Source organism: uncultured Thiothrix sp. (genome assembly GCF_937873765.1).
Classification (GTDB): Bacteria; Pseudomonadota; Gammaproteobacteria; order Thiotrichales; family Thiotrichaceae; genus Thiolinea.
In genome coordinates, this window is the sequence record NZ_CALMZC010000015.1 from 78,612 (window position 1) to 101,543 (window position 22,932).

A 22,932-nucleotide genomic window follows, 5' to 3' on the forward strand; every position below is an offset into this window, starting at 1 on the left:
AGAGGAAAGCATGAGTGCAGAACTGCTAATTAATATTACCCCGCAGGAGTCGCGCGTTGCCCTGTTAGAAAATGGTGTGCTTCAAGAAGTCTTAATTGAGCGCCTGTCACGGCGGGGCATCGTGGGCAATATCTACAAAGGTCGGGTCTCTCGGGTTTTACCGGGGATGGATGCGGCATTCATTGATATCGGTCTCGATAAATCGGCGTTTTTACATGCTTCCGATTTGACTGAGCCACCAATGGAAGATCTCCACACTGAAGATCTCCCTAAAAAACAGCCTGTCCCACAAATCCATGAAGTTTTGTACGAAGGTAAGCAGTTACTCGTACAAGTGATTAAAGATCCTCTAGGCAGTAAAGGAGCTCGTCTAACTACTTATATTACTTTGCCCTCGCGCTTTTTAGTGTTAATGCCCGATAATCAAACGCTTGGTATTTCTGGGAAGATTGAATCTGCTGAAGAGCGTGAACGCTTACGGGCTTTAGTGCTAAAAGTTCGTTCTGAATTTAGTGAGCAGTTTGGCTTTATTGTCAGAACTGCGGCGGATGGGATCAGTGAAGAAAGTCTACGTCAGGATATGCAGTTTTTGCTGCGCTTATGGAGCAGTATTGAGCACAGTGCCGCTGCAACTTCACAAGCAAAATTGGTCTATTCGGATTTACCGTTAGTCCTGCGGGTTTTGCGCGATATGGTGGGTGAGCCTATTCAAAAAGTTTTGATTGATTCGCGCGAAACAGCGGCGAAAGTATGTGAGTTTAGTCAGAAATATATTCCTGATTTAGCTTCACATATTGAACATTATCCGGGTGAGCGCCCTATTTTTGATTTACATGGGGTAGAAGAGGAAATCCAAAAATCACTGCAGCGTAAAGTGCCTTTGAAGTCAGGTGGTTATTTGATTGTCGATCAAACCGAAGCCATGACTACGATTGATGTTAATACCGGTGGTTTTGTAGGTAGTCGTAATTTAGAGGAGACGATTTTCCGTACTAATTTAGAGGCAGCACAGGCAATAGCACGCCAATTGCGCTTACGCAATTTAGGTGGAATTATCATTCTCGATTTTATCGACATGATGCAGAGTGATCATAAGCAACAAGTCATCAAAACTTTAGAGAAAGCCCTTGAAAAAGACTATGCCAAAACCTATATCAGTGAGGTATCCCCGCTGGGCTTAGTCGAAATGACCCGTAAGCGTACCCGCGAAAGTTTAGAGCATGTTCTGTGTGAATCTTGCTCCACTTGTAATGGGCGCGGCTATATCAAGACGGCTGAGACGGTATGCTATGAAATTTTTCGCGAAATTCTGCGGGCGGTACGTCAATTTGATGCGAAAGAACTGTTGGTATTAGCCTCACAAGAAGTGATTGACCGCTTATTGGATGAAGAATCGGATAGTTTAGCTGAGCTACAAGAATTTGTATCGGTAGCGGTACGGTTGCAAGTTGAAGCTTTGTATAATCAAGAGCAATTTGATGTGGTTTTGCTTTAAAACCGTTGACTGTCTAACACAGTAACGTCTGACGTTTGCAGTTAGAGGCCTTATAAAAATCAACGTATACTCAAGCAATCAGTCGAATGGGACGGAATATGAAAGCAATTGCTGCTTTACAAATGGCATCAGGCCCACAAGTACAAGCTAATTTAATGGAAGCAGGGCGCTTAATTGCCGAAGCTAAAGCTTTGGGTGCGGGTTTAGCAGTGCTGCCAGAAATGTTTGTCATCATGGGGCAGAATGACCAAGCGCGCGTGCAGGTGACTGAAACTTATGGTTCAGGCTTGATGCAAGCAGCTTTAGCACGCTTAGCGCGACAGCATAAAATGTGGATTCTAGCAGGGACGATTCCTCTGCGTTCAGCCGACGCGGGGCGGCCTTACGCTGCTTCCTTGCTATATAATGATCAAGGCCAAGTCGTGGCACGCTATGACAAAATTCATTTATTTGATGTCACAGTAGGCGAAAATGCTGAGGTCTATACTGAAAGCGACACGAATACGCCGGGTAATCAACTGGTGGTTGCTGATACACCTTTCGGCAAGATCGGGATGAGTGTTTGTTATGACTTACGTTTCCCTGAATTATATCGCGAATTAGCTCGGCAAGGTGCTGAGATTCTGGTAGTACCCTCTGCATTTACGGATGTGACCGGACAAGCCCATTGGGAGGTTTTATTACGCGCCCGTGCGATTGAAAATCTATGCTATGTGATAGCCCCTGCACAAGGCGGCTATCATGTGAGTGGGCGCACTACCTATGGACATTCTATGGTTATTGACTATTGGGGGCAAATTCGTGGTCAACTTAATAAAGGTTCTGGTGTGGTATTGATTGAGCCAGATTTAGAAGCTCAACGTGCACTGCGCCAACGTTTTCCCGTATTATCACATCGCCGCTTGCTGATGTGAAATTGAATAAGGACTAAAAACATGCAAGATGCCATGGCTTATGCTCGCGTTGAGTTTCTGACTCCCAGTGGGTTGAATGAAGCGGCTTTAGATAAAGTATTTGCTGAGTTACTCAGTACCGACACCACCCTTGCTGATTTGTATTTTCAAGCAGCGCGGTATGAGTCTTGGGGCTTAGAAGAAGGGATTGTTAAAAGCGGTAGTTACAGTATTGAGCGGGGTGTTGGTGTGCGTTCGGTCTGTGGTGAGCAAACTGGCTTTGCCTATAGTGATGAAATCAGTCTACCAGCGCTCTTAGAATCAGCCCGTGCAGCCCGTGCCATTAGTCGGGCAGGGCAGTCAGGCAAAGTGCAAGCTTGGAAGGTGCAATTGCCAGCGCGCCATTTATATGGGCTGAGTGATCCTCTCGCTTCTTTAAGTGAGGTCGACAAAATTGATTTATTGCAGCGCATGGATACTAAAGCACGTGCGGTAAGCCCCTATGTCAAGCAAGTGATGGCAAGCTTGGTCGCAGTGCATGAGATTATTCTGATTGTGGATGAGCAAGGGCGGATGACAGCGGATGTGCGGCCTTTAGTACGGACTAATGTCTCCGTGATCGTTGAGCGTAATGGGCAAACCGAAAGTGCTTCTTCCGGTGGTGGTGGGCGTTTTGATCTAGATTATTTCATGAATAATAATCGTGCTGATGAATTTGCTGAAGAAGCGGTGCGTCAAGCTTTAGTTAATTTAGATGCACAAGCTGCTCCAGCAGGGACGATGACCGTGGTATTGGGTTCAGGCTGGCCCGGGGTACTCTTGCATGAGGCGATTGGGCATGGCCTAGAAGGTGATTTCAACCGCAAAGGGACTTCCGCTTTTTCGGGGCGGATTGGCGAGCAGGTGGCTAGCAAAGGCATTACCGTAGTCGATGATGGTACTTTAGAAAAGCGCCGTGGTTCTTTAACGGTGGATGATGAAGGGACTGAAACTCAATGCACTACGCTGATTGAAGATGGCATTCTCAAAGGTTATATGCTGGATCGGCAGAATGCGGCGTTGATGGGCACTCAGTCGACCGGTAATGGTCGCCGTCAGTCTTACTCGCATTTAACCATGCCACGCATGACTAATACCTATATGCGGGCGGGTGAGTATGATCCCGCAGAGATTATTGCCTCCGTTGATAAAGGTGTTTATGCAGTGAATTTCTCAGGTGGGCAAGTGGATATTACCTCTGGGAAATTTGTGTTCTCGGCCTCAGAAGCCTATTTAATTGAAAATGGTAAAGCTACGCGGCCTTTGAAAAATGCTACCCTCATTGGGAATGGCCCTGATGTGCTGACTCGCGTACGTATGGTCGGTAATGATCTGGCTTTAGATGCCGGAATAGGCGTGTGTGGTAAAGATGGGCAAAGTGTACCGGTGGGCGTTGGCCAACCGACTTTGCGGGTTGATGGACTCACTGTTGGCGGCACGGCTGCTTAAGCTTAGGGAATAAAGAACTATGATCGAATTAGAAAATCGACAAGCTTTAGGGGCTGAGTTTCAAGAGCTGGCCGAGTTTGTGTTGAAAGCTGCCAAAGAGCGTGGTGCGAGTGCTGCTGAAGTAGGTATTGATAAGGGTACTGGTTTATCTGTCGAAGTGCGTATGGGTAAAGTCGATAAACTGCAATATCACCGTGATCAAGGGGCTAGCCTAACCGTCTATTTTGGACATAAAAAAGGTTTTGCTTCGAGTGGTGACTTTTCCCGCAAAGCACTCGAAGATACCTTAGATGCAGCGTGTCGGATTGCGCGCTATACCGCCGAAGATGAATTCAATGGTTTGGCTGATCCAGAGTTGATGGCAAAGAATCCACTGGATTTAGATTTGTATCATCCTTGGGAGATTAATGCGGATCGAGCCATTGAGTTAGCACTTCAGGCTGAAGGTACCGCGCGTGCTTATGATGCACGTATCACCAATAGCGATGGTGCAAGTGTGGATAGTTATGCAGGTTTGGGGGTGTATGCGAATTCAAATGGTTTCAATGGTCTGAATAGTAGTACTCGCCATTCTTTAAGTTGCTCAATTGTTGCGCAAGAAAATACTGCGATGCAGCGCGATTATTGGTATACGACCTCCTGTGTAGCTGAAGCTTTAGACTCTGCTGAATCGGTAGGCCAAGAGGCCGCGCGCCGCACAGTACGCCGTTTAGGGGGTAAGTCCATTCCGACTTGTGAGGCTCCAGTTTTGTATGCACCTGAGTTGGCGCGTGGTTTAATTGGACATTTGGTGTCAGCTTTAAGTGGTGCATCACAATATCGTAAGGCCAGCTTCCTGTTAGATTCAGTGGGTAAGCAAATTTTCCCTGAGTTTTTGCAGTTACGTGAATGCCCCCATATTCCGCGTGCACCCGGTAGCCGGGCTTGGGATGCAGAAGGTGTGGCTACGCAGGAGCGTGATATTATCCTCAATGGTCAAGTACAGGGCTATTTCTTAGGTAGTTATTCAGCGCGTAAATTAGGGTTGCAAACCACTGGCAATGCGGGGGGTAGCTCTAATTTGCTCCTAACTCATACTGATGCTTCGTTCCAAGATTTACTGAAGCAAATGGGGCGCGGTTTATTAGTGACTGAGTTGATCGGTAGCGGTATTAATATGATTACCGGCGATTATTCACGCGGTGCAGCGGGTTTTTGGGTCGAAAATGGTGAGCTGCAATATCCTGTGGAAGAAATCACCATTGCTAGTAACTTAAAAGATATGTATCTAGGTATTCAAGGGGTGGGGACGGATATTGACCAGCGCGGCAGTATTCAAACTGGGTCTATTCTCGTGAATCGTATGACGATTGCGGGGCAGTAAGCTTTAGCGGAGCCAGTTTTTACTGGCTCTCACTTGTCCAAAAACTTTAGTTCAAGCCAAACTCTTGTTGAATATCCATTTGCATCTGTGGGCTGATGGCTTCGCTAGTTGTGCCCATTAGTTGTGCTTGTTCCAATAATTGCCTAGCTGCCGTTTGTAGTTGAGTGGAATCGGCGGCTAGTTTTTTTGCTAAACGCAAATAATATAAACCAGTTTGCAAATGTCCGCGTTGAACCGCTTCTTGGGCGCGCTCTAAATGCTTGAGTGCTTGCGGATTGGTAGGTAATTCAGGTTTAGGTGGTACTTGAATGGCTACAGGTGAGTTAGTAACTAATAAGCTAGCAGAAATTGTAGCGGTACTTGGCTTAGCATCCTCAGTCGGTAAGGAAAGATTAGCTTCTTCAACTTTTTGCACAAGCTGCTTGTCTGCCACCTTGGTTAGCGATGTATCGGTTTTAGGTATTGTTATTTTAGGTTCTACAGCGGCTACTAAGCTGGTGATATTGGTTATATGTGTACTAGGTTTATCTAAGGTACTAACTGTTATAGCTGGTGGAGTCGGAGCTTGGACAGTTCTTCTAGGTGCTGCAAATTGATAAAGCCCTAGACTACCAGCCGCTACAACCAAACCCATGCTCCCAAGCAAAGCTAAAGGTAAAAAACGGGTTTTTTTCTTGGGTGGCACTTCAGATTGAGGCTGTAAGAGACTAGGTGACTGCTGTTCTAGAGCCTGTAGTTCTGTGAGAAATGCAGTGCCCATCAAATGCAAATCCCCATTGGGTGCTACTAAAAATAGCGCAGGATCAATACCTTTAGTAATCAAGCCTTGGTCGATGAGTTGTTGAGTAATACTGAGAGCCTTTTGATGTAGATTAGTAGGCTGACCTTGTAAAGCAGGCAGGACACTTAAAGACCAAGCTTCTGGTGCTTCTAGCACAAAACACACTTCAGTATCTGACCAAGCACAGTCCAAGACGTTCAATACGGCAGCTTCAGCTTTAGAACCTAAGTCTTGTAAATGATTCAGGCTCTGTTTTAAAGCGTAGTCGCTGATGAGTTGAGCAGGCAGGTAGTGAATCAATAAACGTTGATTACCGCCTGCCTGTAGCTCGCGTCCCAAAAATAGTTCACCAAGGGCGTTCGAGAAGAGACGCTCACCTATTTTGTAGCGTTTATGTAGCACACTTTCCATAGGTTATTTCCTTGTTTGAACGCTTGCTGACTTAAATCACTGTGATTTTTGCAGTGATTCGACAGTTTTCCAATGATTAGTTAAATGCTTATCCATAATCGCGTCGTACTCACCCGATTCTTGTAAAGCTTTTAAACCTTTGTTCACATAATTCAAGAGAATGGTGGCACGCGGGTGCGTTTTATGGATAAGCACATGTAAACCTTCTACAGAGAGTTCGCGTGATAACGGTGCTACTTTATCTTGCAAACCCATTTTCGCTACCGTCTCGCGTCCGGTGAAATCATTCATTGCGACTGCATCCACTTTGCCCGCCATGAGAAGGTCGAAGCACTCTTTGACTGATTGAGGCTGTTCTAGCTTAATCAAGTTTTTCTTCAACCACTCGCGACCAGTGCGCTCTAGGTCATGAGTAAAATAGCCACTCGGACGGCATAAAGTATGCCCGATCATATCATCATCTTTTTCAAATTTTAGTGGTGCATCATTCCGCGTGAACAAGACTTCTAACATTTGAAAAATGGGTGTGGAGAATAAAAACTGGCAGCGCATATGCTCGACATTCGGGCAGCCCGGATTTAACCAAGGAAAGCCCATGTCATATTTTTTCTCTTTGATTAAAGGATCGAGGTGTGCTGACCAATCATTAATCCAAGTCAGTTTATAACTGACATTTTGATTTTTCAGAGCCGTTTCTACTAACTCAGTAATCAAACCCCCATTAGGCAAAGATTGATCAGTGAAGGGTTGGTAATCCCCAGCAGTCAACAATTGTACTTCAATTTTGTTGATAGGATTAGTTGCTGCAGGCTCATTACTGGGTGTGGGCTGAGTGGTTGTAGTGGTGCTACTTGTAAGAGTGGCTTCAGTGAGTTCCGTAGGAGTTGTAGCGGTGTTTGCTTCGTCAAGGCAGGGGATACGTAACTCTTGGCCAACCTTTAGCAAGGCGGGGCCATCTGTCAGAATTTTAGTGTTAGCATAATAAATCATGCTGTATTTGCCAGCACTGCCATAAGCGCGTTGAGCAATAATACTTAAACTATCTCCTTTAGCGACTTTATAAGGTTGTTTGCAGTCCAAATTTTCAGCTTTTACGTTGGCTTGTAAGCTGACTAATAGCAAAAATACACATAAAAACAATCGCTTTCCATGTTGACTGAAGTGTAACCACATACGACTACCTCGCAAGTTTTTATTAAGCATTTTAATTCTTTAGCTGAACCTTGAATTAATGATTCATATATCGGATATAAGCACTCTTATAATGTGTGGTCAAGGCTGTGAGAAAAGTTTATTAAAAATGGTTGTTTTCCCTACAAAATTTATAGTTGTTCCTTGCAAGGTAGACAGGGATAATATCCGGTCATTTTTTAACTTCGGCAACACAATTAGGTAGTGCTTAGATGGCAGGTAAAATTTTCATAGAAACCCACGGCTGTCAGATGAATGAGTATGATTCAGCTAAGATGCTGGACGTGCTACATGCGCATGAGGGCTTGGAATTGACCAGCAATCCTGAAGAGGCGGATGTCTTGTTGCTGAATACCTGCTCGATTCGTGAGAAAGCGCAGGAAAAAGTATTTTCACAAGTCGGACGATGGCGCGCGCTTAAAGAAAAAAATCCACAGGTCATCATTGGCGTGGGTGGGTGTGTAGCGAGTCAAGAAGGTACGGCTCTACGTGAGCGAGCGCCCTTAGTGGATGTGGTGTTTGGCCCACAGACCTTGCATCGCTTGCCTGAGATGATTAAGCAAGTACGCATGGATCATAAACCTGTGGTTGATATTAGTTTCCCTGAAATCGAGAAATTTGATTATTTACCTGAACCACGTGCAGAAGGCCCAACCGCGTTTGTATCGATCATGGAAGGTTGCAGCAAATATTGTACCTTCTGCGTCGTACCTTATACCCGTGGCGAAGAAGTATCACGTCCCTTTGATGATGTCCTAGCGGAAGTCGCACAGTTAGCTGCACAAGGTGTGCGTGAAGTTAATCTGTTGGGGCAAAATGTAAATGCTTATCGGGGGGCGATGCACGATGGTGAAATCGCGGATTTAGCGCTATTAATTCAATACGTAGCTGCTGTCGATGGCATTGATCGGATTCGCTTCACGACCTCACATCCGAATGAATTTAGTGAAAATTTAATTAATGTGTATGCGCAAGTACCTGAGTTAGTCAGTCATTTGCACTTGCCAGTACAAAGTGGTTCGGATCGAATTTTGGCAGCAATGAAGCGCAATCACATGGTGCTAGAATATAAATCCAAGCTGCGTAAATTACGTCAACTGCGCCCCACCATAAGTATGTCGTCTGACTTTATCGTCGGCTTTCCCGGCGAAACCGACAAGGATTTTGCGGATACTATGAAACTGATTGATGAAATCGGTTTTGATCATAGTTTCAGCTTTATCTATAGCGCCCGCCCCGGCACACCAGCAGCGAATTTGCCGGATGACACGTCGATGGAGATCAAAAAGCAGCGGTTGCAAACTTTACAAGGCCGGATTCTGGCAAGTGCGCAGGCGATTAGCCAAGGTATGGTGGGGACGATACAGCGCGTATTAGTCGAACGTCCTGCAAAAAAGGATCCTAATCAATTAGCCGGTCGCACTGAGAACAATCGGGTGGTGAATTTTGATGGTAATGCCCGTTTGATAGGACATTTTGTTGACATTCTAATCACGGAAGCTTTACCGAATTCCCTACGTGGGCGCGTGGTGGCGGTTGAGCGTGAAGCAGGCAGCATGGATATGCAGGCTATTTGAGCTTTGTTAAAGCTTCCTATTTTATATCAAGACGACTGGCTGGTAGCGATTAACAAACCAGCCGGTTTACTTGTTCATCGTAGCCTAATTGATAAGCACGAAACCCAATTTGCCGTGCAATTAGTGCGCGATCAAATCGGCCAAAAAGTTTATCCCGTGCATCGGTTAGATCGTCCTACTTCTGGGATGTTGCTATTTGCTTTAGATGCGGCTACGGCACGTGCTGTCACTGATCAATTTACTCAAGGCTTAGTTTTGAAAACCTATAGCGCTTTAGTGCGAGGTTTTTGTGAGCTAGCCGGTGTCATTGATTATGCGCTAAAAGAAGAGCTGGATGAGATTGCCGATACTAAAGCTGATCCTAATAAACCCGCCCAAAGCGCGCTTACGCATTATCGAACACTTGAACAATTTGAACTGCCCTTCGCTTCAAGCAAACATCCGACCAGCCGCTATTCACTCTTAGAACTGCGGCCAAAAACGGGTCGCAGGCATCAATTGCGTCGCCATTTAAAGCATATTTTTCATCCGATTGTGGGCGATACCACACATGGGGATGGTAAGCAGAATAAATTATTTCGAGAACAATTTAGTTGTGAGCGGTTGCTGTTGCATGCGCAGGCTTTGCAAGTGCAGCATCCGATTAGTAAGGAGGCTTTAAATCTACAAGCACCGCTAGCGGACGAGTTTGTGCAGGTTTTACAATCAGTTGCTAGTAAGCATTTAATGGTAGGTAATTCAAATGTATATACCTAAGCACTTCGAGCAATCCAAACCACAAGCACTCTTAGAGTTATATGGTGCTAAATGTCTATGGGCATGTGCGTGTGCAGGATAATCGGGTTTGGCTGCATGTTTTTTTGGAGAAGCTCACGGCTCAGCAGGAAGCCAGTTTTTCCCAGCCTTGGCGGTTAGCCGATGCACCGGAAGATTATTTACAGAACATGCTCAAAGCGATTGTTGGGATTGAGCTAGTCATCACGCGCTGGGAGGGTAAGTGGAAATTGAGTCAGAATAAAGTTAGCCCCGAATACCAAGGGGTGATAGCAGGCTTGAGTGAAACCCAAGTGGCAGAGTCGATGGCTTTAGCCGCTACTATGCAAAGCCTCAAGCCTGCCCATTAGGAGGATAGGCACGGTAGTCGGAAGGTTCTAAGCTTAAAACTTTCCTCTAAGTGTGGAGCAGTGATGCCTGAGCAAACCTTGTCACAAGAGCGGCGTATTTTGATGGTGATGCGCAAAACTTTGGCGAGTATTGTGCGTGATTTGACGCCGAAAGATCCATATCAGCCTTATCCCCTTAGCACTGCGACGGTTGAAGATATGAAAGCCTGCTTTGATTTAATTGCCGCGCGTGAGCGAGAGTTAGCAGTACAAGAGGGTTTGACCACGCAAGAATTACCGCGCTTTACCGATGATCCTCCAACCGCGCAAGTGATCTCCGTGGCACAATTAAAAGCTAATTTGAAGCGAGTGAGTGAATGAGCGTGGTCGATCCTAAAACGTTTGCAAGCTTGCAGCAGCTAGTGCAGTGGGAGCTTAGCCCTGAGCATATGGCATTAATTTTAGGTTTGCCCGCTGAAATTAAAGCGCGTCACTTAAGTGCTTACTTGCGCGGCGAGCGGGCTTTACCCGAGTCTCTCGATTTGGCTGATCGGCTGGATCATATTCTTGGTATTAGTGAAGCACTCGCCACTACTTTCCCGTTTAGCGCACAGATGCGTTCAGTTTGGTTACGTCGCCCCCATCGACGTTTTCAAGGGCGCTCGCCTATAGTGGTGATGCTGGAAGAGGGTGTAGAAGGCTTGCAGAAAGTGCGTATGGATGTGGATTGCGCTTATAGCTATGCGATTGCGGATGCGTTACAGGCACAACAAACTAAAAACAATAACGCTTAAATTGCTTAACACTGCCATCGTTCGGTTCGTGTTTCATTTCGATACCAAGTAGGGGGTGAGGATTGGTGTTTATAGTACAGATCCTATGTACTAAACTTAACTTTTACCTAAGTTTAGGCTAAAGCTCATGTATCACCGTATCGTTAGACATAAACTTCTTACAGCCTTTGCTGGTTTGAATACAGGTCATATACAAGCCGTACTTAAAGAACTGAGTGATTCAGCCGAGCATTATTTTATTGGTGACCATGCTTTGGGTGAGGTACGCCATACTCGTGCAGATATTCAACAATGGTATGAGCGCCTATTGACCATCTTCCCTGATATTCAGTTCACCTTGCATAAAATCGAGGTCAAAGGTATGCCGTGGAATACTTTAGTCAGCGTATATTGGACTGAAGTCAATCATGGCACGGATGGTGTGCGTACAGAAAATACAGGTGTAAATCTCATGCAAATTCGCTGGGGCAAAGTAACTAGTATCCGGATTTATACGGATACAGTACTGTTAACTAGAGCTTTAGCACGTTTAGCAAAGGCTGGTAACTTGGAGGCAAGTAAGCCAGCTATTGAATCTTGAAAAGATTAACCAATTCTAAGTATTCCTTGTCAAACTACCTCAGTCTAGTATCCCCCCCCTGCTTTTGCTACATTAGCGCCTTTCTTTGATCTGAGAGTATCCCCTCATGGTAAATCCAAGTGTATTTTTTGACGTGTCCATCGGCGGCCAACCTGCTGGACGTATCGTGTTTGAACTATTCGAAGACGTAGTACCAAAGACTGCAGAAAACTTCCGTGCCTTGTGCACAGGTGAGCAAGGCTTTGGTTATAAAGGTTCTAGCTTCCATCGCGTGATTCCTGAATTCATGGTGCAGGGTGGTGATTTCACCAATCATAATGGCACGGGCGGTAAGTCCATCTATGGCAATAAATTTGCTGATGAAAATTTCAAATTAAAGCATGATCGTGCAGGCTTATTGTCAATGGCAAATGCAGGCCCCAATACCAATGGCTCACAATTCTTCATTACCACCGTTGTCACCCCTTGGTTAGACGGCAAGCACGTGGTATTTGGTCAAGTCACAGAAGGCATGGATGTCCTAAAAACGATTGAATCCAATGGTACGCGCAGCGGCAGCACTAAAGCAGCGATCAAAATTGAAGATTGCGGCCAACTCTAAGCTTGTTTTTGGTGCCGGTCGCTGATCGGCATCAAACCCCTCCTGATTCTCTTCTAGCACACTATTTACTATGCAAGGTTTAAATCCTCAACAACAAGCTGCAGTTGTGCATCTAGGTTCCCCCTTATTAGTTCTAGCCGGCGCAGGTAGCGGTAAAACCCGTGTGATTACCCAAAAAATTGCATGGCTGATTCGTAAAGCTGAGTACGAAGCGAAAACCATTGCGGCGATTACTTTCACCAATAAAGCAGCGCGGGAAATGCGCGAGCGGGCAGGGCAATTGCTTAGTAAAGAAGAGTCCAAGGGTTTAACTGTTTCCACCTTCCACACTTTAGGCTTAACAATTCTCAAGCAAGAAGTGAAGAAATTGGGGTATAAGCCCGGCTTTTCGATTTTAGATACGCAAGATAGTGATTTAGTACTGCGTGAATTAGCGCTTAAAGAGGATATTGGTGAAACCGATGATATTCGTTGGCAAGTCTCGCGCTGGAAAAATGATTTTTTAAGCCCTGAGCAAGTCATGCAACAAGCGACTGATGAGTTAGGTCAGCGTGCAGCTAGGTTATATGAACAATATCAGCGCCAAATCAAAGCGTATAATGCAGTTGATTTTGATGATTTAATTGTCTTACCCGTCCAATTATTTCAGCAATATCCTGAAGTCTTGGAAAATTGGCAAAAGCGCTTACGTTATTTATTAGTCGATGAATACCAAGATACCAATGCTTGCCAATATCAACTGATTCGTCAACTTGCAGGCGTGCGTGGTGCTTTGACTACGGTAGGCGATGATGATCAATCGATTTATGCGTGGCGTGGTGCGCGTCCAGAAAATATTGTGCAACTACAGCGTGATTATCCGAGTTTAAAAGTGATTAAGCTGGAGCAAAATTATCGTTCTACTAAACGTATTTTAGAGAGCGCGAATCATCTAATTGCCCACAATCCGCACATGTTTGAAAAGAAATTGTGGAGCACTTTGGGCGAAGGTGATCCGATTCTCGTCATGCCGTGTCGTTCGGTGGAACATGAAGCGGAAAAGGTAGTGGGCGAGATTATGAAACGCCATTTTCGCGAGCGAGCGGAGTACAAAGATTTTGCGATTTTGTATCGCGGTAATCACCAAAGTCGGGTATTTGAAACCTTGCTACGTCAGCAAAATATTCCTTATCAAATTACCGGCGGTACTTCGTTTTTTGAGCGTACTGAAGTTAAAGATATTTTGGCTTATTTGCGCCTAATCAGTAATTCTAATGATGATGCCGCATTTCTGCGGGTGATTAATACCCCACGCCGTGAAATTGGTACGATAACTTTAGAAAAGTTGGGCGATTATGCGCATGAACGCAAGAATAGTTTATTTATCTGTGCGCAAGAAATGGCATTTGCAGAGCGAATCGGTGCTAAGTCACGCCAGCGTTTAGAACATTTCACCTATTGGCTAAATGACTTAATTGAACTGAATAAGACCGAACACCCAGCGAATGTGGTGAAGCGTATTGTCACGGATATTCATTATGAGGACTGGCTCTTGCAAAATTCCAGCTCGCCGAATATGGCAGAAAGGCGCATGGCCAATGTGCACGAAGTCGTCAATTGGGTGAACAAACTGTATGACGATGGCATGGGCAAAGAGACTCTCGCGGAAATTGTTGCGCACATGAGTTTGGTGGATTTGCTAGAGCGCAATAGTGAAGAAACTGAGCAAAATGCAGTGACTTTAATGACCCTGCACGGTGCGAAGGGCTTGGAGTTTCCTTATGTGTTCCTGATTGGGGCAGAAGAGGAAATTTTGCCGCATTTGAATAGTATGGATGAAGCAGGCATTCAAGAGGAGCGACGTTTGGCTTATGTGGGGATTACCCGTGCGCAAAAGCATTTGACGATTAGCTATGCGAAAACTCGTTCACGCTATGGAGAGAAAATGGCTTGTGATCCGAGTCGCTTTTTAGCGGAACTACCTGAGGAGCATTTACTCTGGGAAGATCGTAAAGTTAGCACGCCCGAAGAGCGCCAAGCCACTGCGAGTGCTTATATTTCGAGTCTAAAGGATTTACTCGGTTAGCTGCAGTAGTCTAAGAGTAGGGCTTGTGATTATCTGATTAGCCCCCATCTTGTTTAGCCTAATTCTCGGAGATTTTCTGTATGGCTATTCGTCCTATTCAGCAATTAATCAGAGCGCAAGCGGTGCGTGAAGGTGCAGGTGTGACCGTGCATCGGAGTATTGGTACGCAGTCTTTGCGTCACCTTGATCCTTTTCTCATGCTCGACCATTTTGGTAGCGATAACCCGAATGAGTATATCGCCGGTTTTCCAGCCCATCCTCATCGTGGGTTTATTACCTTTACCTATATGCTGGATGGGCAGATGGAGCACCGGGACAGTATGGGGAATCGTGGCGAATTAGATTCGGGTGGGGTGCAATGGATGAAGGCCGCCAGTGGCGTGATTCATTCTGAAATGCCCCGCCAAGTTGATGGTTTACTCCGTGGATTTCAGTTATGGATTAATTTACCGGCTGCTGAGAAGATGTCTGATCCCGCGTATCAAGAGTTTCCGGCGAATAAAATTCCCGAAGTGGAAACGGCTAGCATTAAAGTACGGGTTTTAGCCGGTGAATATCAAGGCCAAGCTGGGGTAATTAAAGACCCTAATACCCAAGTCTGTTATTTAGATGTGCGCTTGGAGGCTCAGGCTCGTTTTGAACTCGCTGTACCTAAAGAGCACCAAGGCTTTATTTATGTGTTTGAAGGTAGTGCTACGAGCCAAAGCCACGCTTTACCTCAGCACAGTTTAGCGGTATTGGGGCAAGGTGATGCAGTTGCTGTGACTGCGGGCGAAAAAGGCACACGTTTTATTCTAGTGATGGGTAAACCGCTTGGGGAGCCGATAGTGCAATACGGCCCTTTTGTGATGAATACCCGTGAGGAAATCGGCCAAGCGATGGCAGATTATCAAAATAATCAGTTGGTCAGGAAAAAAGCAGCTTTTAATGTTTAATAGTTGAAGTAGCTTTACTAAAACGACAGCTAGCTATCTAGTAGCTGTCATTCGATAGGTGTGCTAGGTCTTAGCGGGTTAGCAGCAGTTACCGCAGAACTCATACCAATGTATTCAAGATTATTCATTTTGAATAGATTACAAAATGCGTTACCGTTTGTCGATGAATAGTAGCAGCAAAAACACCGTTGATTAGACAAGTATCATGCTGTACGGCATGATTTTAGTCATGCTCATCAGCCACAAAATCCGCCTCCAGCCTAACAATAAACAAGCGACTTACTTTGCTAAGGCAGCGGTTCGTAAGCTATACCGTGGATACTGACTCCAGCCACTTACCACCCGCCGAAAACCAAGGCGTGGTGGGGGTGGATTTGGGCGTATCCGCACTGGCAACCCTGTCAACGGGGGAAGTAGTGGCAGGGGCGAAGCCGCATAAAGCCTTGCTATCCCGTCTGCAACGGCTCTCCCGCAGCTTGTCACGCAAGGTTAAAGGCTCAAACCAGCGAAATAAAGCCAAGGCAAAACTGGCGAAACTTCACGCACGCATTGCCCACATTCGCAAGGAGACTTTGCACCAACTCACCACCGATTTAACCCGCTGCTTGCACACCATCGGCCTTGAAGATTTGAACGTGTCGGGCATGGTGAAAAATCGCCATTTGTCACGTGCCATCAGTGACATGGGCTTTTTTGAGTTTCGCCGCCAGTTGGAATACAAAGCCGAGATGCGCGGTGGTGTCGTGGTGGTGGGGGATAGGTTTTTCGCCAGTAGCAAAACCTGTTCGGCTTGCGGTCACAAGCTAGAAAAACTCCCACTGTCAATCCGGCAGTGGACTTGTCCGACCTGTGGCGCAAGCCATGATCGGGATGTGAATGCGGCTATGAACTTAGCCCATTACGCCGTGAGTTACACGGTGTCTGCCTGTGGAGGGGATGGCTCTGGTCTTGGACGAAAGTCGAAGACGAAACCAGCCCCAATGAAGCAGGAATTTGACCGCAAACTGGACGATGTTCAAGTTTGTATAAGTTCAAAGTAACGGTTTGTATACTTGTGCCAGTGCTGCCGCTTTCACATGACCAAAGCCTTTAATTTGACTGAAGCGTGCTAAGTTTTCTTGTGCTTGAACAGCATTTTCGGGTGTTAACTGCTGTGCCAGTGATTTAATCAATTCACTATACTCTTTAATCAAAGCTCGTTCCTGTTGACGCTCGGCAGTGTAAGCAAACACATCCAGTACAGTGCCGCGTAGACCTTTCAATTTTGCCAAATACGGCATGAGTTTAAACATCCACTGTCCATACTCACTTTTAATTGGCTTGCCTTGGCTGTCATATTTAGTAAATAGTGGGGGAGCGAGATTCAGTTTAATGCTGTAGTCTTGCCCCGGTTCACCCTCAAAGCTTTTGCGTAACTGCTCAATGAATTCAGGCTTGGAATACAAGCGGGCTACTTCATATTCATCTTTATAAGCCATTAGGCGTGCCAGATTTTGCGCGGCTATCCGTGTCAACGGTAAAGAGACATCCGTACCTAATTGCAATTCGGCTTGGCGTAAGGGTTCTAAGCTTTGCTCATAGCGCTTAGCATAAGCGGTATTTTGGTAGTCCGTCAGCCATTGCTTATTAAAGCTTAGGATACTATCTAAACTGGCTTCAAGTTTAGGTGCGAGTGGTGTGGTTTGGAGTAGCTCTTGCGCATTGCCAAAGTGCGCAAACTGACAACCCCATAAAAATGCTGCCTTGTTTTTCTCCACTTGCGTACCATTCAGTTCGACCGCTTGCATGAGACTGTTGCGTTGCAGTGGAATCCAGCCTTTTTGCCAAGCAAAGCCTAAGACCATCATATTGGCAAATAAGGTATCGCCTAAGAGTTTCAAGGCTAGGTCATTGGCATTTAAAAATTCACAATGACTACCAATGCTATTTTGCAGGTCATAAGCAATGGATTGTCCGGGGAACCTCCAATTGCGATTAGTAATAAATTCAGCGGTGGGTGTTTCACTCGTATTCACAATGGCTTGAGTTTGCCCGTTTAAGGTCATGGATAAAGCTTCTTGTGAGGCCGAGACAATCGCATCGCAACCTAAAAGTAAATCCGCTTCACCCGTTGCAATTTTACTGGCATTGAGTTGGCTAGGCAGTTTGGCAATTTGCACATGCGAGAGTACAGCACCGCCTTTTTGGGCTAAGCCTGCCATATCCAGCACCGTCACGCCCTTATTTTCTAAATGCGCCGCCATGCCTAATAAAGCGCCAATGGTGACAATGCCGGTGCCACCGACGCCAGTAATTAAAATTCGATGTGGCGTTTCCAACGCAGGTAACACTGGGGGAGGCAAATCTTCGTGGCTAGGTTGGGCAATTTTAGCCGGTTCGGGTTTACGTAAACTCGCTCCTTCTAAACTCACAAAGCTCGGGCAAAAACCTTTCACACAGGAAAAGTCTTGGTTGCAAGTCGATTGATTGATTTGCCGCTTAGTGCCTTTAGGCGTTTCTACCGGCTCAATGGATAGGCAATTGGAGGTTTTCGAGCAATCACCACAACCTTCGCAGACTTCGGTATTAATGAAGGTGCGTTTTTTTAGCTCAGGCATAATCCCACGCTTACGACGACGGCGCTTTTCGGTGGCACACATTTGTTCGTAGACTAAAATGGTAGTACCTGTTGTATCGCGTAAACGCTTTTGCACTGCATCCAATTCATCACGATGCACAATTTCAATTGAAGTAGGTAGGCGATTTTCCACCAATTTATATTTTTCAGGATCATCAGTGACAACGATAGTTTTGGCAACTCCCTCGGCCTCCACTTGATTCACCAACATGGGCAGAGTCAAAGTACCATCAATGGGTTGGCCACCGGTCATCGCTACTGCATCATTAAACAGAATTTTATAGGTAATATTCGCTTTGGCCGCGACGGCTGCGCGAATCGCTAATAAGCCAGAATGGAAGTAAGTACCATCGCCCAGATTAGTGAAGACATGCTTATCATTAGTAAAATGCATTTGTCCTAGCCAAGACACGCCTTCGCCACCCATTTGGCTAAAAGTTTCGGTATTACGATCCATCCAAATGGTCATGTAGTGGCAGCCAATCCCTGCTAAAGCGCGTGAGCCTTCTGGCACGCGAGTTGAGGTATTGTGCGGACAACCGGAACAGAACCAAGGCTTACGCTCAGCAGTGACCCGTGGGCGGGCGGTTTCACGTTCTTTGGCTTCAATAATGCGAATGCGCTCATTGACATGATGGCGAATGTCCTCGGGTAAATCCATCGTCACTAGACGCTTGGCAATCGCTTTTGCGACAATCGCCGGATTAAGTTCCGACATAGCTGGCAACAGCCAATCACTACGGGGTACTGACCATTCCCCACCATCATGATCCCGCGAGGCAAATTTACCGTAAATATTGGGACGTACATGTTCGCGCCAATTATAAAGCTCTTCTTTGAGAGCATATTCAAGAATTTGGCGCTTTTCCTCGACTACTAAAATCTCATCCAGACCTTCGGCAAAATCACGCGCATCGTGGGCATTCAAAGGCCAAACACAGCCGACCTTCATTACGCGCAACCCAATACGTCGACAGGCTTCAGTATCTAAACCTAAATCATTTAAGGCTTGGCGCACATCTTGATAAGCCTTGCCGCCGGTGATGATGCCGAAGCGCGCTTTAGGTGAATCAATTACCACACGATTTAGATTATTGGCGCGCACATAAGCTAAAGCCGCATACCATTTGTAATCCATAATGCGCGCTTCTTGCACTAAGGGCGGATCAGGCCAGCGAATATTGAGACCACCTTCAGGCATTTGGAATTCTGCATCAGTTGGCAGAATAATACGCACTCGGTCAGGGTCAAGCTCTACTGAGGAGGAAGTTTCAATCACTTGTGTCACACATTTTAAGCCCGTCCACAAACCAGAGAAGCGGCTCATTGCCCAGCCATGTAGACCAAAATCGAGGATTTCTTGGACATCAGCGGGATATAAAACAGGGATGCCTGCGGCTGCCAGTAAGTGTTCGGATTGATGAGCGATAGACGAAGATTTCGCAGCATGATCATCACCCACTACCATAATCACCCCGCCGTGTTTGGAAGTACCCGCGTAGTTGGCATGCTTCATGGCATCAGTCGAACGATCAGCGCCTGGGCCTTTGCCATACCACATACCAAAGACGCCATCGAATTTCGCATTCGGATAAAGGTTGAGCTGTTGTGAACCCCAGACTGCGGTAGCCGCTAAATCTTCATTTAAACCGGGTTGGAAAACGATGTCATGTTCGGCCAAATGTTTACGGGCTTGCCAGAGTTGTTGGTCAAAAGCCGCTAAGGGTGAGCCACGATAACCAGAAATAAAGCCGCCCGTATTCAAGCCCATGCGTCGGTCATTCACTTTTTGCAGCATGGGTAAACGCACCAAGGCCTGTTGACCACTCATATAAGCACGGCCTTGTTGCAGGGTGTATTTGTCGTCTAGAACCAGATTGCTGGGTAGTTTAGCGGTCATGGGGTGCTCCTCAACTCTTCTCTTTTATAGATGACTAGTATGCTAAGGAATTCTGTTTGTATCGTAAAATTATTTAAAATGACTTGAGGTATGTGAAAAACGCATGGATGAAACCAGCTAAAAAATACACCAGTTAAGCTGCTAAGCCTTACTAATCAGCAATAAATTAGCTAATAAGCATAAACTTGCTACATTGGCTCTAAGCTTATACTTAAATACTAAAATTCCATGTTTGCATTTATCTGATAGGGATTGAGATGCCAAATTCAAATCTAACTAATTTACAAGACGATCTAGTCGTGCAAATGACAGGGATCAGAGGCTTGCAAATTCCTCTGTGGGGGCTGTTCATTATGGCTGTGTTAGGTGTGCTGTATTTTGCCAAAGCCGTATTTGTTCCGGTTTTTCTAGCTGTGGTCTTTTCTTTTGTTCTGATGATTCCTGTCAAGTTACTGGAAAAGTTGCGCATTCCACAAGCTTTCGGTGCCTTGATTGTCTTGTTGGTGACTTTGGGGGCTTTCAGTGTGTTAGCCTATTATATGTATGATCCCGTGAAGGTATGGGTTGAGCGTTTTCCGACTGAAATCCAAAAAATTGAAACGAAAGTGGCAGAGTTGCGTTCGTCATTAAATGATGTACAAAAAACTACCGAGCAAATTGACCAGAAGATTACTGATTTGACGGGTTCTGCCATTAAAGACTCAAGCACTCAAGAAGTCGTAGTGAAATCAGGTAGCCGCCTTTATACCGTGATGGATACTACCCAAGCCTTTGTGGTGGGTTTTATGTCCTTCCTCTTATTGCTTTACTTTTTGATGGCTTTTGGCGAGTCGATGATCAAAAATTTGATGATGACTTGGAAAGATCGAGCGCATCGAATTACCTTCTTAAGAATTACGCAAGAATCGCAATATCAGATCAGTTACTACCTGTTATTGATTACGATCATCAATATTGGTTTAGGCATTGTGACTGCTTTAGGCATGTGGATGATTGGCATGCCGACCCCTTTACTCTGGGGTTTCTCAGCAACCCTACTCAATTATATTCCTTATATCGGCCCCTTGATTAATATGATTTTAGTAACGTTTGTGGGCTTGGTGACCTTTGATAATTTATCCACAGCCATGTTGCCTGCTTTAATCATTTTGGTGCTGAATATTATTGAGGGTCAAATGGTACAACCTCTCTTTGTAGGGAAAATGTTCACGATTAACCCTGTATTCGTGTTTATTTCAGTTGCTTTCTGGGGATGGCTCTGGGGAGTAGCAGGTATGTTTATGGCTGTACCTTTATTGATGATTCTGAATATCTTTGTGCTGAAAATGCGTGAACTAGCTGCTGCGGCTGAAGCTTCGAAAGCTGCAGCAGTCGCTGCTGCGGTTGAAGCTGCCGTGGCTGAAGAGGCAGCGAAAGATGAGGTGAAAATCATCCTGCAATGAAACGATGAGTAAAGACATTAGCCTGCGTCAATTAAGATATTTCATTGCTGCCGCTGAAACTGGCCAGCTTTCGATGGCGGCTAAGCAGGTGCATGTCGCTCAATCCACTGTGACCAATGCGATTTTGCATTTGGAAGACTCTATGGGGGTGAGGTTGTTTGAGCGTCACCCTCAAGGGGTCACTCTGACTGCAGAAGGCTATAACTTTTATCATCGCGCCAAACAGATTCAAGAAAGCCTCGATCTTGCGCTAAGCGAACCCCATTTCCAGCGGCATCATTTAACGGGTGCAGTACGGATGGGAGCATCTTATGCATTACTCGGCTATTTTCTGCCTCCTTTACTAGCGCGTTTTCGCCAACATTATCCAGATATCGATCTTGATTTACGTGATATGGAACGTCCAGAGATTGAGGCTGCGGTCTTGTCTGGTGACTTAGAATTAGGCTTGGTTTTAATCTCCAATACTAGTCAACGTGAGCTCTTCAATCATCATATACTCTTGCGTTCACGTCGCCAATTATGGACTTCAGCGAATCATCCTTTGCTCGCTCAGCCCTTTGCTTCTTTAGCAGATGTAGCACCCTATCCGTATATTCAACTGACTATGGATGAAGGTGAACCGGCTACCCAACGTTATTGGCAGTCACAAGGTTTGCAGCCGAATATCGCTTTTCGCACCAAGTCGATGGAGGCGGTACGTGGTTTGGTTGCACATGGTTTTGGTGTCACCATCCTCGCAGACATGGTTTACCGACCTTGGTCGTTAGAGGGTGGAAAAATCGAAACTTTGCCAATTTTAGGTGTGGTGCCGCATTTGGAAAGCGGCATGATTTGGCAAAAAAATCTTGAACTTGCTAAACCTGCCGAAGCCATGCGGCAGTTTTTGATTCATAGTTGTGGGAGTTGAACGGTATTAGTAATACTCCTCTGGTTTCCAGAATTTCTTTCGACAGTTTCTACAAAAACAAAGTGTTTCCTTTGGGTGAAGAACTTTTTGTAACAAAAAGCGCTGGTTTTTTGACCATAATTTGTGTCTGCAACAGGAAAAAAAGTGCAGAGAGTTCGTCACATGAGTCGTTTGATGTGCCTGCGTAACATCAGGTTCTAGCGCTCAATGCTTTGGAAATAGCGTTGAGTAATCAGGTGGTGCACCATTATAACAAGAGCGTTAGCGTTGCATCGGTGCGCCGTCCAAAGGCATAGGCAAAGACACGTTTGAGGTGAGGCGACCCAGCATACCAGAGCCAACAGGGTTCGGATTTCTTGCCCACATACGACCATTGTTCATCCCGCTCACAGATGAGTTCTAAACCGTGCTCCGCCGCACCAGCCTCTAGCGGTAAGGAGTTTACTGTCGGTGGGTCGAGTTTTTAAATGAGCTAGCACAGTATTAGTACTAATGCCTAACACGCGAGCGGTATCACGAACGCCAGCCCCCTTCATTGCCTACGCGATAATCTTTTCCAGTATGCCTACTTTATTTGCTTCATAGCGGCAATTGAGTTGAAAACAACAGTGGCAATCTTGGCAGCGATAGGGCGGTTCACCACTCTGTGAGCGACCGTGTTTATACAGATGCTCACTTATACACGACCAACACGCCACTAAGAAATGAATCATCCTAACGTCCTTGCATCTAAATCATTCTTATAGTTTATGGGCAGATCTTATCACCTCAAATCTTATGAGATAT

At 45.7% G+C, this 22,932-nt stretch carries 23 protein-coding genes; 17 read left to right on the forward strand and 6 right to left on the reverse strand.

The features are described from left to right. Positions 1-10: 10 nt before the first annotated feature. The 4 genes from rng to pmbA all read left to right on the forward strand — a co-directional run bounded on the left by rng (position 11) and on the right by pmbA (position 5,239). Positions 11-1,495, forward strand: coding sequence for a ribonuclease G (gene rng, locus Q0307_RS04790; RefSeq protein WP_298657353.1), 1,485 nt, complete (start codon positions 11-13; stop codon positions 1,493-1,495). A gap of 98 nt (positions 1,496-1,593) precedes the next feature. Beyond that, entirely contained in the window at positions 1,594-2,409 is an 816-nt protein-coding gene (locus tag Q0307_RS04795; RefSeq protein ID WP_298657356.1) for a carbon-nitrogen hydrolase family protein, read from the forward strand. Positions 2,410-2,430: 21 nt separating this feature from the next. After that, complete coding sequence (gene tldD, locus Q0307_RS04800) at positions 2,431-3,876, forward strand: metalloprotease TldD (RefSeq protein WP_298657359.1); 1,446 nt, start codon at positions 2,431-2,433, stop codon at positions 3,874-3,876. A 19-nt stretch (positions 3,877-3,895) separates the two neighbouring features. Next, positions 3,896-5,239: a metalloprotease PmbA gene (pmbA, locus tag Q0307_RS04805; RefSeq protein ID WP_298657362.1), complete on the forward strand. Its 1,344-nt coding sequence runs from the start codon at positions 3,896-3,898 to the stop codon at positions 5,237-5,239. Positions 5,240-5,285: 46 nt separating this feature from the next. Here the strand turns inward: pmbA and Q0307_RS04810 are convergent, their stop codons facing one another. Then, positions 5,286-6,431, reverse strand: coding sequence for a hypothetical protein (locus tag Q0307_RS04810; protein WP_298657365.1), 1,146 nt, complete (start codon positions 6,429-6,431; stop codon positions 5,286-5,288). A gap of 36 nt (positions 6,432-6,467) precedes the next feature. Continuing rightward, positions 6,468-7,604 (reverse strand): transporter substrate-binding domain-containing protein, encoded by a 1,137-nt coding sequence (locus tag Q0307_RS04815; RefSeq protein WP_298657368.1) that lies wholly within the window; start codon positions 7,602-7,604, stop codon positions 6,468-6,470. A 230-nt stretch (positions 7,605-7,834) separates the two neighbouring features. Between Q0307_RS04815 and miaB the strand changes: the two genes are divergently transcribed. The 11 genes from miaB (at position 7,835) to Q0307_RS04865 (ending at position 16,317) form a co-directional block, all read left to right on the forward strand. Continuing rightward, a complete protein-coding gene (gene miaB / locus Q0307_RS04820) occupies positions 7,835-9,199 on the forward strand; it encodes a tRNA (N6-isopentenyl adenosine(37)-C2)-methylthiotransferase MiaB (protein ID WP_298657371.1) in 1,365 nt (454 codons plus the stop codon). 3 nt (positions 9,200-9,202) lie between these two features. After that, a complete protein-coding gene (gene truC, locus Q0307_RS04825) occupies positions 9,203-9,955 on the forward strand; it encodes a tRNA pseudouridine(65) synthase TruC (RefSeq protein ID WP_298657374.1) in 753 nt (250 codons plus the stop codon). Positions 9,956-9,996: 41 nt separating this feature from the next. Further along, positions 9,997-10,323: an FMN-binding negative transcriptional regulator gene (locus Q0307_RS04830; protein ID WP_298657377.1), complete on the forward strand. Its 327-nt coding sequence runs from the start codon at positions 9,997-9,999 to the stop codon at positions 10,321-10,323. Between the two features lie 63 nt (positions 10,324-10,386). Beyond that, positions 10,387-10,683, forward strand: a complete 297-nt coding sequence (locus Q0307_RS04835; RefSeq protein WP_298657381.1) for a segregation and condensation protein A — start codon at positions 10,387-10,389, stop codon at positions 10,681-10,683. Then, positions 10,680-11,096, forward strand: coding sequence for an antitoxin Xre/MbcA/ParS toxin-binding domain-containing protein (locus tag Q0307_RS04840; protein WP_298657384.1), 417 nt, complete (start codon positions 10,680-10,682; stop codon positions 11,094-11,096). The genes Q0307_RS04835 and Q0307_RS04840 overlap by 4 nt, the downstream gene beginning before the upstream one ends. A 127-nt stretch (positions 11,097-11,223) precedes the next feature. Next, complete coding sequence (locus tag Q0307_RS04845) at positions 11,224-11,676, forward strand: nuclear transport factor 2 family protein (protein WP_298657387.1); 453 nt, start codon at positions 11,224-11,226, stop codon at positions 11,674-11,676. Between the two features lie 106 nt (positions 11,677-11,782). Further along, a complete protein-coding gene (locus Q0307_RS04850) occupies positions 11,783-12,277 on the forward strand; it encodes a peptidylprolyl isomerase (RefSeq protein ID WP_298657389.1) in 495 nt (164 codons plus the stop codon). Between the two features lie 70 nt (positions 12,278-12,347). Further along, on the forward strand, positions 12,348-14,342 hold the full coding sequence (rep, locus tag Q0307_RS04855) for a DNA helicase Rep (protein ID WP_298657391.1): 1,995 nt from the start codon (positions 12,348-12,350) through the stop codon (positions 14,340-14,342). Between the two features lie 80 nt (positions 14,343-14,422). After that, positions 14,423-15,277 (forward strand): pirin family protein, encoded by an 855-nt coding sequence (locus tag Q0307_RS04860; RefSeq protein ID WP_298657395.1) that lies wholly within the window; start codon positions 14,423-14,425, stop codon positions 15,275-15,277. 229 nt (positions 15,278-15,506) lie between these two features. Then, on the forward strand, positions 15,507-15,602 hold the full coding sequence (locus tag Q0307_RS19030; protein WP_366936755.1) for a helix-turn-helix domain-containing protein: 96 nt from the start codon (positions 15,507-15,509) through the stop codon (positions 15,600-15,602). Then, positions 15,562-16,317 (forward strand): RNA-guided endonuclease TnpB family protein, encoded by a 756-nt coding sequence (locus Q0307_RS04865; RefSeq protein WP_298657398.1) that lies wholly within the window; start codon positions 15,562-15,564, stop codon positions 16,315-16,317. Before Q0307_RS19030 ends, Q0307_RS04865 begins: the two co-directional genes overlap by 41 nt. Here Q0307_RS04865 and Q0307_RS04870 read toward each other — a convergent pair. Continuing rightward, positions 16,309-19,794: an indolepyruvate ferredoxin oxidoreductase family protein gene (locus tag Q0307_RS04870; RefSeq protein WP_298657401.1), complete on the reverse strand. Its 3,486-nt coding sequence runs from the start codon at positions 19,792-19,794 to the stop codon at positions 16,309-16,311. The two genes, Q0307_RS04865 and Q0307_RS04870, sit on opposite strands and share 9 nt — an antisense overlap. A 257-nt stretch (positions 19,795-20,051) precedes the next feature. On the opposite strand from Q0307_RS04870, the gene Q0307_RS04875 reads away from it, so the two are divergent. Further along, on the forward strand, positions 20,052-21,236 hold the full coding sequence (locus tag Q0307_RS04875) for an AI-2E family transporter (RefSeq protein ID WP_298657403.1): 1,185 nt from the start codon (positions 20,052-20,054) through the stop codon (positions 21,234-21,236). A 4-nt stretch (positions 21,237-21,240) separates the two neighbouring features. Then, positions 21,241-22,146 (forward strand): LysR family transcriptional regulator, encoded by a 906-nt coding sequence (locus Q0307_RS04880; RefSeq protein WP_298657406.1) that lies wholly within the window; start codon positions 21,241-21,243, stop codon positions 22,144-22,146. 247 nt (positions 22,147-22,393) lie between these two features. Here Q0307_RS04880 and Q0307_RS19035 read toward each other — a convergent pair whose 3' ends face one another. Genes Q0307_RS19035 through Q0307_RS19045 form a run of 3 tightly spaced genes read right to left on the reverse strand, consistent with a single transcriptional unit; the run spans position 22,394 to position 22,859 of the window. Then, on the reverse strand, positions 22,394-22,510 hold the full coding sequence (locus Q0307_RS19035; protein WP_366936749.1) for an IS1 family transposase: 117 nt from the start codon (positions 22,508-22,510) through the stop codon (positions 22,394-22,396). A 22-nt stretch (positions 22,511-22,532) separates the two neighbouring features. Continuing rightward, on the reverse strand, positions 22,533-22,682 hold the full coding sequence (locus Q0307_RS19040) for an IS1-like element transposase (RefSeq protein WP_366936750.1): 150 nt from the start codon (positions 22,680-22,682) through the stop codon (positions 22,533-22,535). Between the two features lie 3 nt (positions 22,683-22,685). Next, entirely contained in the window at positions 22,686-22,859 is a 174-nt protein-coding gene (locus Q0307_RS19045) for an IS1 family transposase (protein ID WP_366936751.1), read from the reverse strand. Positions 22,860-22,932 lie beyond the last annotated feature (73 nt).

What these genes read in the sequence shown, in the direction of transcription:
- Q0307_RS04860 (WP_298657395.1), top strand. Translation starts at nt 14,423, where the DNA reads ATGGCTATTCGTCCTATTCAGCAATTAATCAGAGCGCAAGCGGTGCGT.
- Q0307_RS04795 (WP_298657356.1), top strand. Translation starts at nt 1,594, where the DNA reads ATGAAAGCAATTGCTGCTTTACAAATGGCATCAGGCCCACAAGTACAA.
- miaB (WP_298657371.1), top strand. Translation starts at nt 7,835, where the DNA reads ATGGCAGGTAAAATTTTCATAGAAACCCACGGCTGTCAGATGAATGAG.
- Q0307_RS04835 (WP_298657381.1), top strand. Translation starts at nt 10,387, where the DNA reads ATGCCTGAGCAAACCTTGTCACAAGAGCGGCGTATTTTGATGGTGATG.
- tldD (WP_298657359.1), top strand. Translation starts at nt 2,431, where the DNA reads ATGCAAGATGCCATGGCTTATGCTCGCGTTGAGTTTCTGACTCCCAGT.
- Q0307_RS04850 (WP_298657389.1), top strand. Translation starts at nt 11,783, where the DNA reads ATGGTAAATCCAAGTGTATTTTTTGACGTGTCCATCGGCGGCCAACCT.
- Q0307_RS04810 (WP_298657365.1), bottom strand. Translation starts at nt 6,431, where the DNA reads ATGGAAAGTGTGCTACATAAACGCTACAAAATAGGTGAGCGTCTCTTC.
- Q0307_RS19045 (WP_366936751.1), bottom strand. Translation starts at nt 22,859, where the DNA reads ATGATTCATTTCTTAGTGGCGTGTTGGTCGTGTATAAGTGAGCATCTG.
- Q0307_RS19040 (WP_366936750.1), bottom strand. Translation starts at nt 22,682, where the DNA reads ATGAAGGGGGCTGGCGTTCGTGATACCGCTCGCGTGTTAGGCATTAGT.
- Q0307_RS04880 (WP_298657406.1), top strand. Translation starts at nt 21,241, where the DNA reads ATGAGTAAAGACATTAGCCTGCGTCAATTAAGATATTTCATTGCTGCC.
- Q0307_RS04870 (WP_298657401.1), bottom strand. Translation starts at nt 19,794, where the DNA reads ATGACCGCTAAACTACCCAGCAATCTGGTTCTAGACGACAAATACACC.
- Q0307_RS04875 (WP_298657403.1), top strand. Translation starts at nt 20,052, where the DNA reads ATGCCAAATTCAAATCTAACTAATTTACAAGACGATCTAGTCGTGCAA.
- Q0307_RS04845 (WP_298657387.1), top strand. Translation starts at nt 11,224, where the DNA reads ATGTATCACCGTATCGTTAGACATAAACTTCTTACAGCCTTTGCTGGT.
- rep (WP_298657391.1), top strand. Translation starts at nt 12,348, where the DNA reads ATGCAAGGTTTAAATCCTCAACAACAAGCTGCAGTTGTGCATCTAGGT.
- pmbA (WP_298657362.1), top strand. Translation starts at nt 3,896, where the DNA reads ATGATCGAATTAGAAAATCGACAAGCTTTAGGGGCTGAGTTTCAAGAG.
- Q0307_RS04830 (WP_298657377.1), top strand. Translation starts at nt 9,997, where the DNA reads ATGGTGCTAAATGTCTATGGGCATGTGCGTGTGCAGGATAATCGGGTT.
- Q0307_RS19030 (WP_366936755.1), top strand. Translation starts at nt 15,507, where the DNA reads ATGCTCATCAGCCACAAAATCCGCCTCCAGCCTAACAATAAACAAGCG.
- rng (WP_298657353.1), top strand. Translation starts at nt 11, where the DNA reads ATGAGTGCAGAACTGCTAATTAATATTACCCCGCAGGAGTCGCGCGTT.
- Q0307_RS04840 (WP_298657384.1), top strand. Translation starts at nt 10,680, where the DNA reads ATGAGCGTGGTCGATCCTAAAACGTTTGCAAGCTTGCAGCAGCTAGTG.
- Q0307_RS04815 (WP_298657368.1), bottom strand. Translation starts at nt 7,604, where the DNA reads ATGTGGTTACACTTCAGTCAACATGGAAAGCGATTGTTTTTATGTGTA.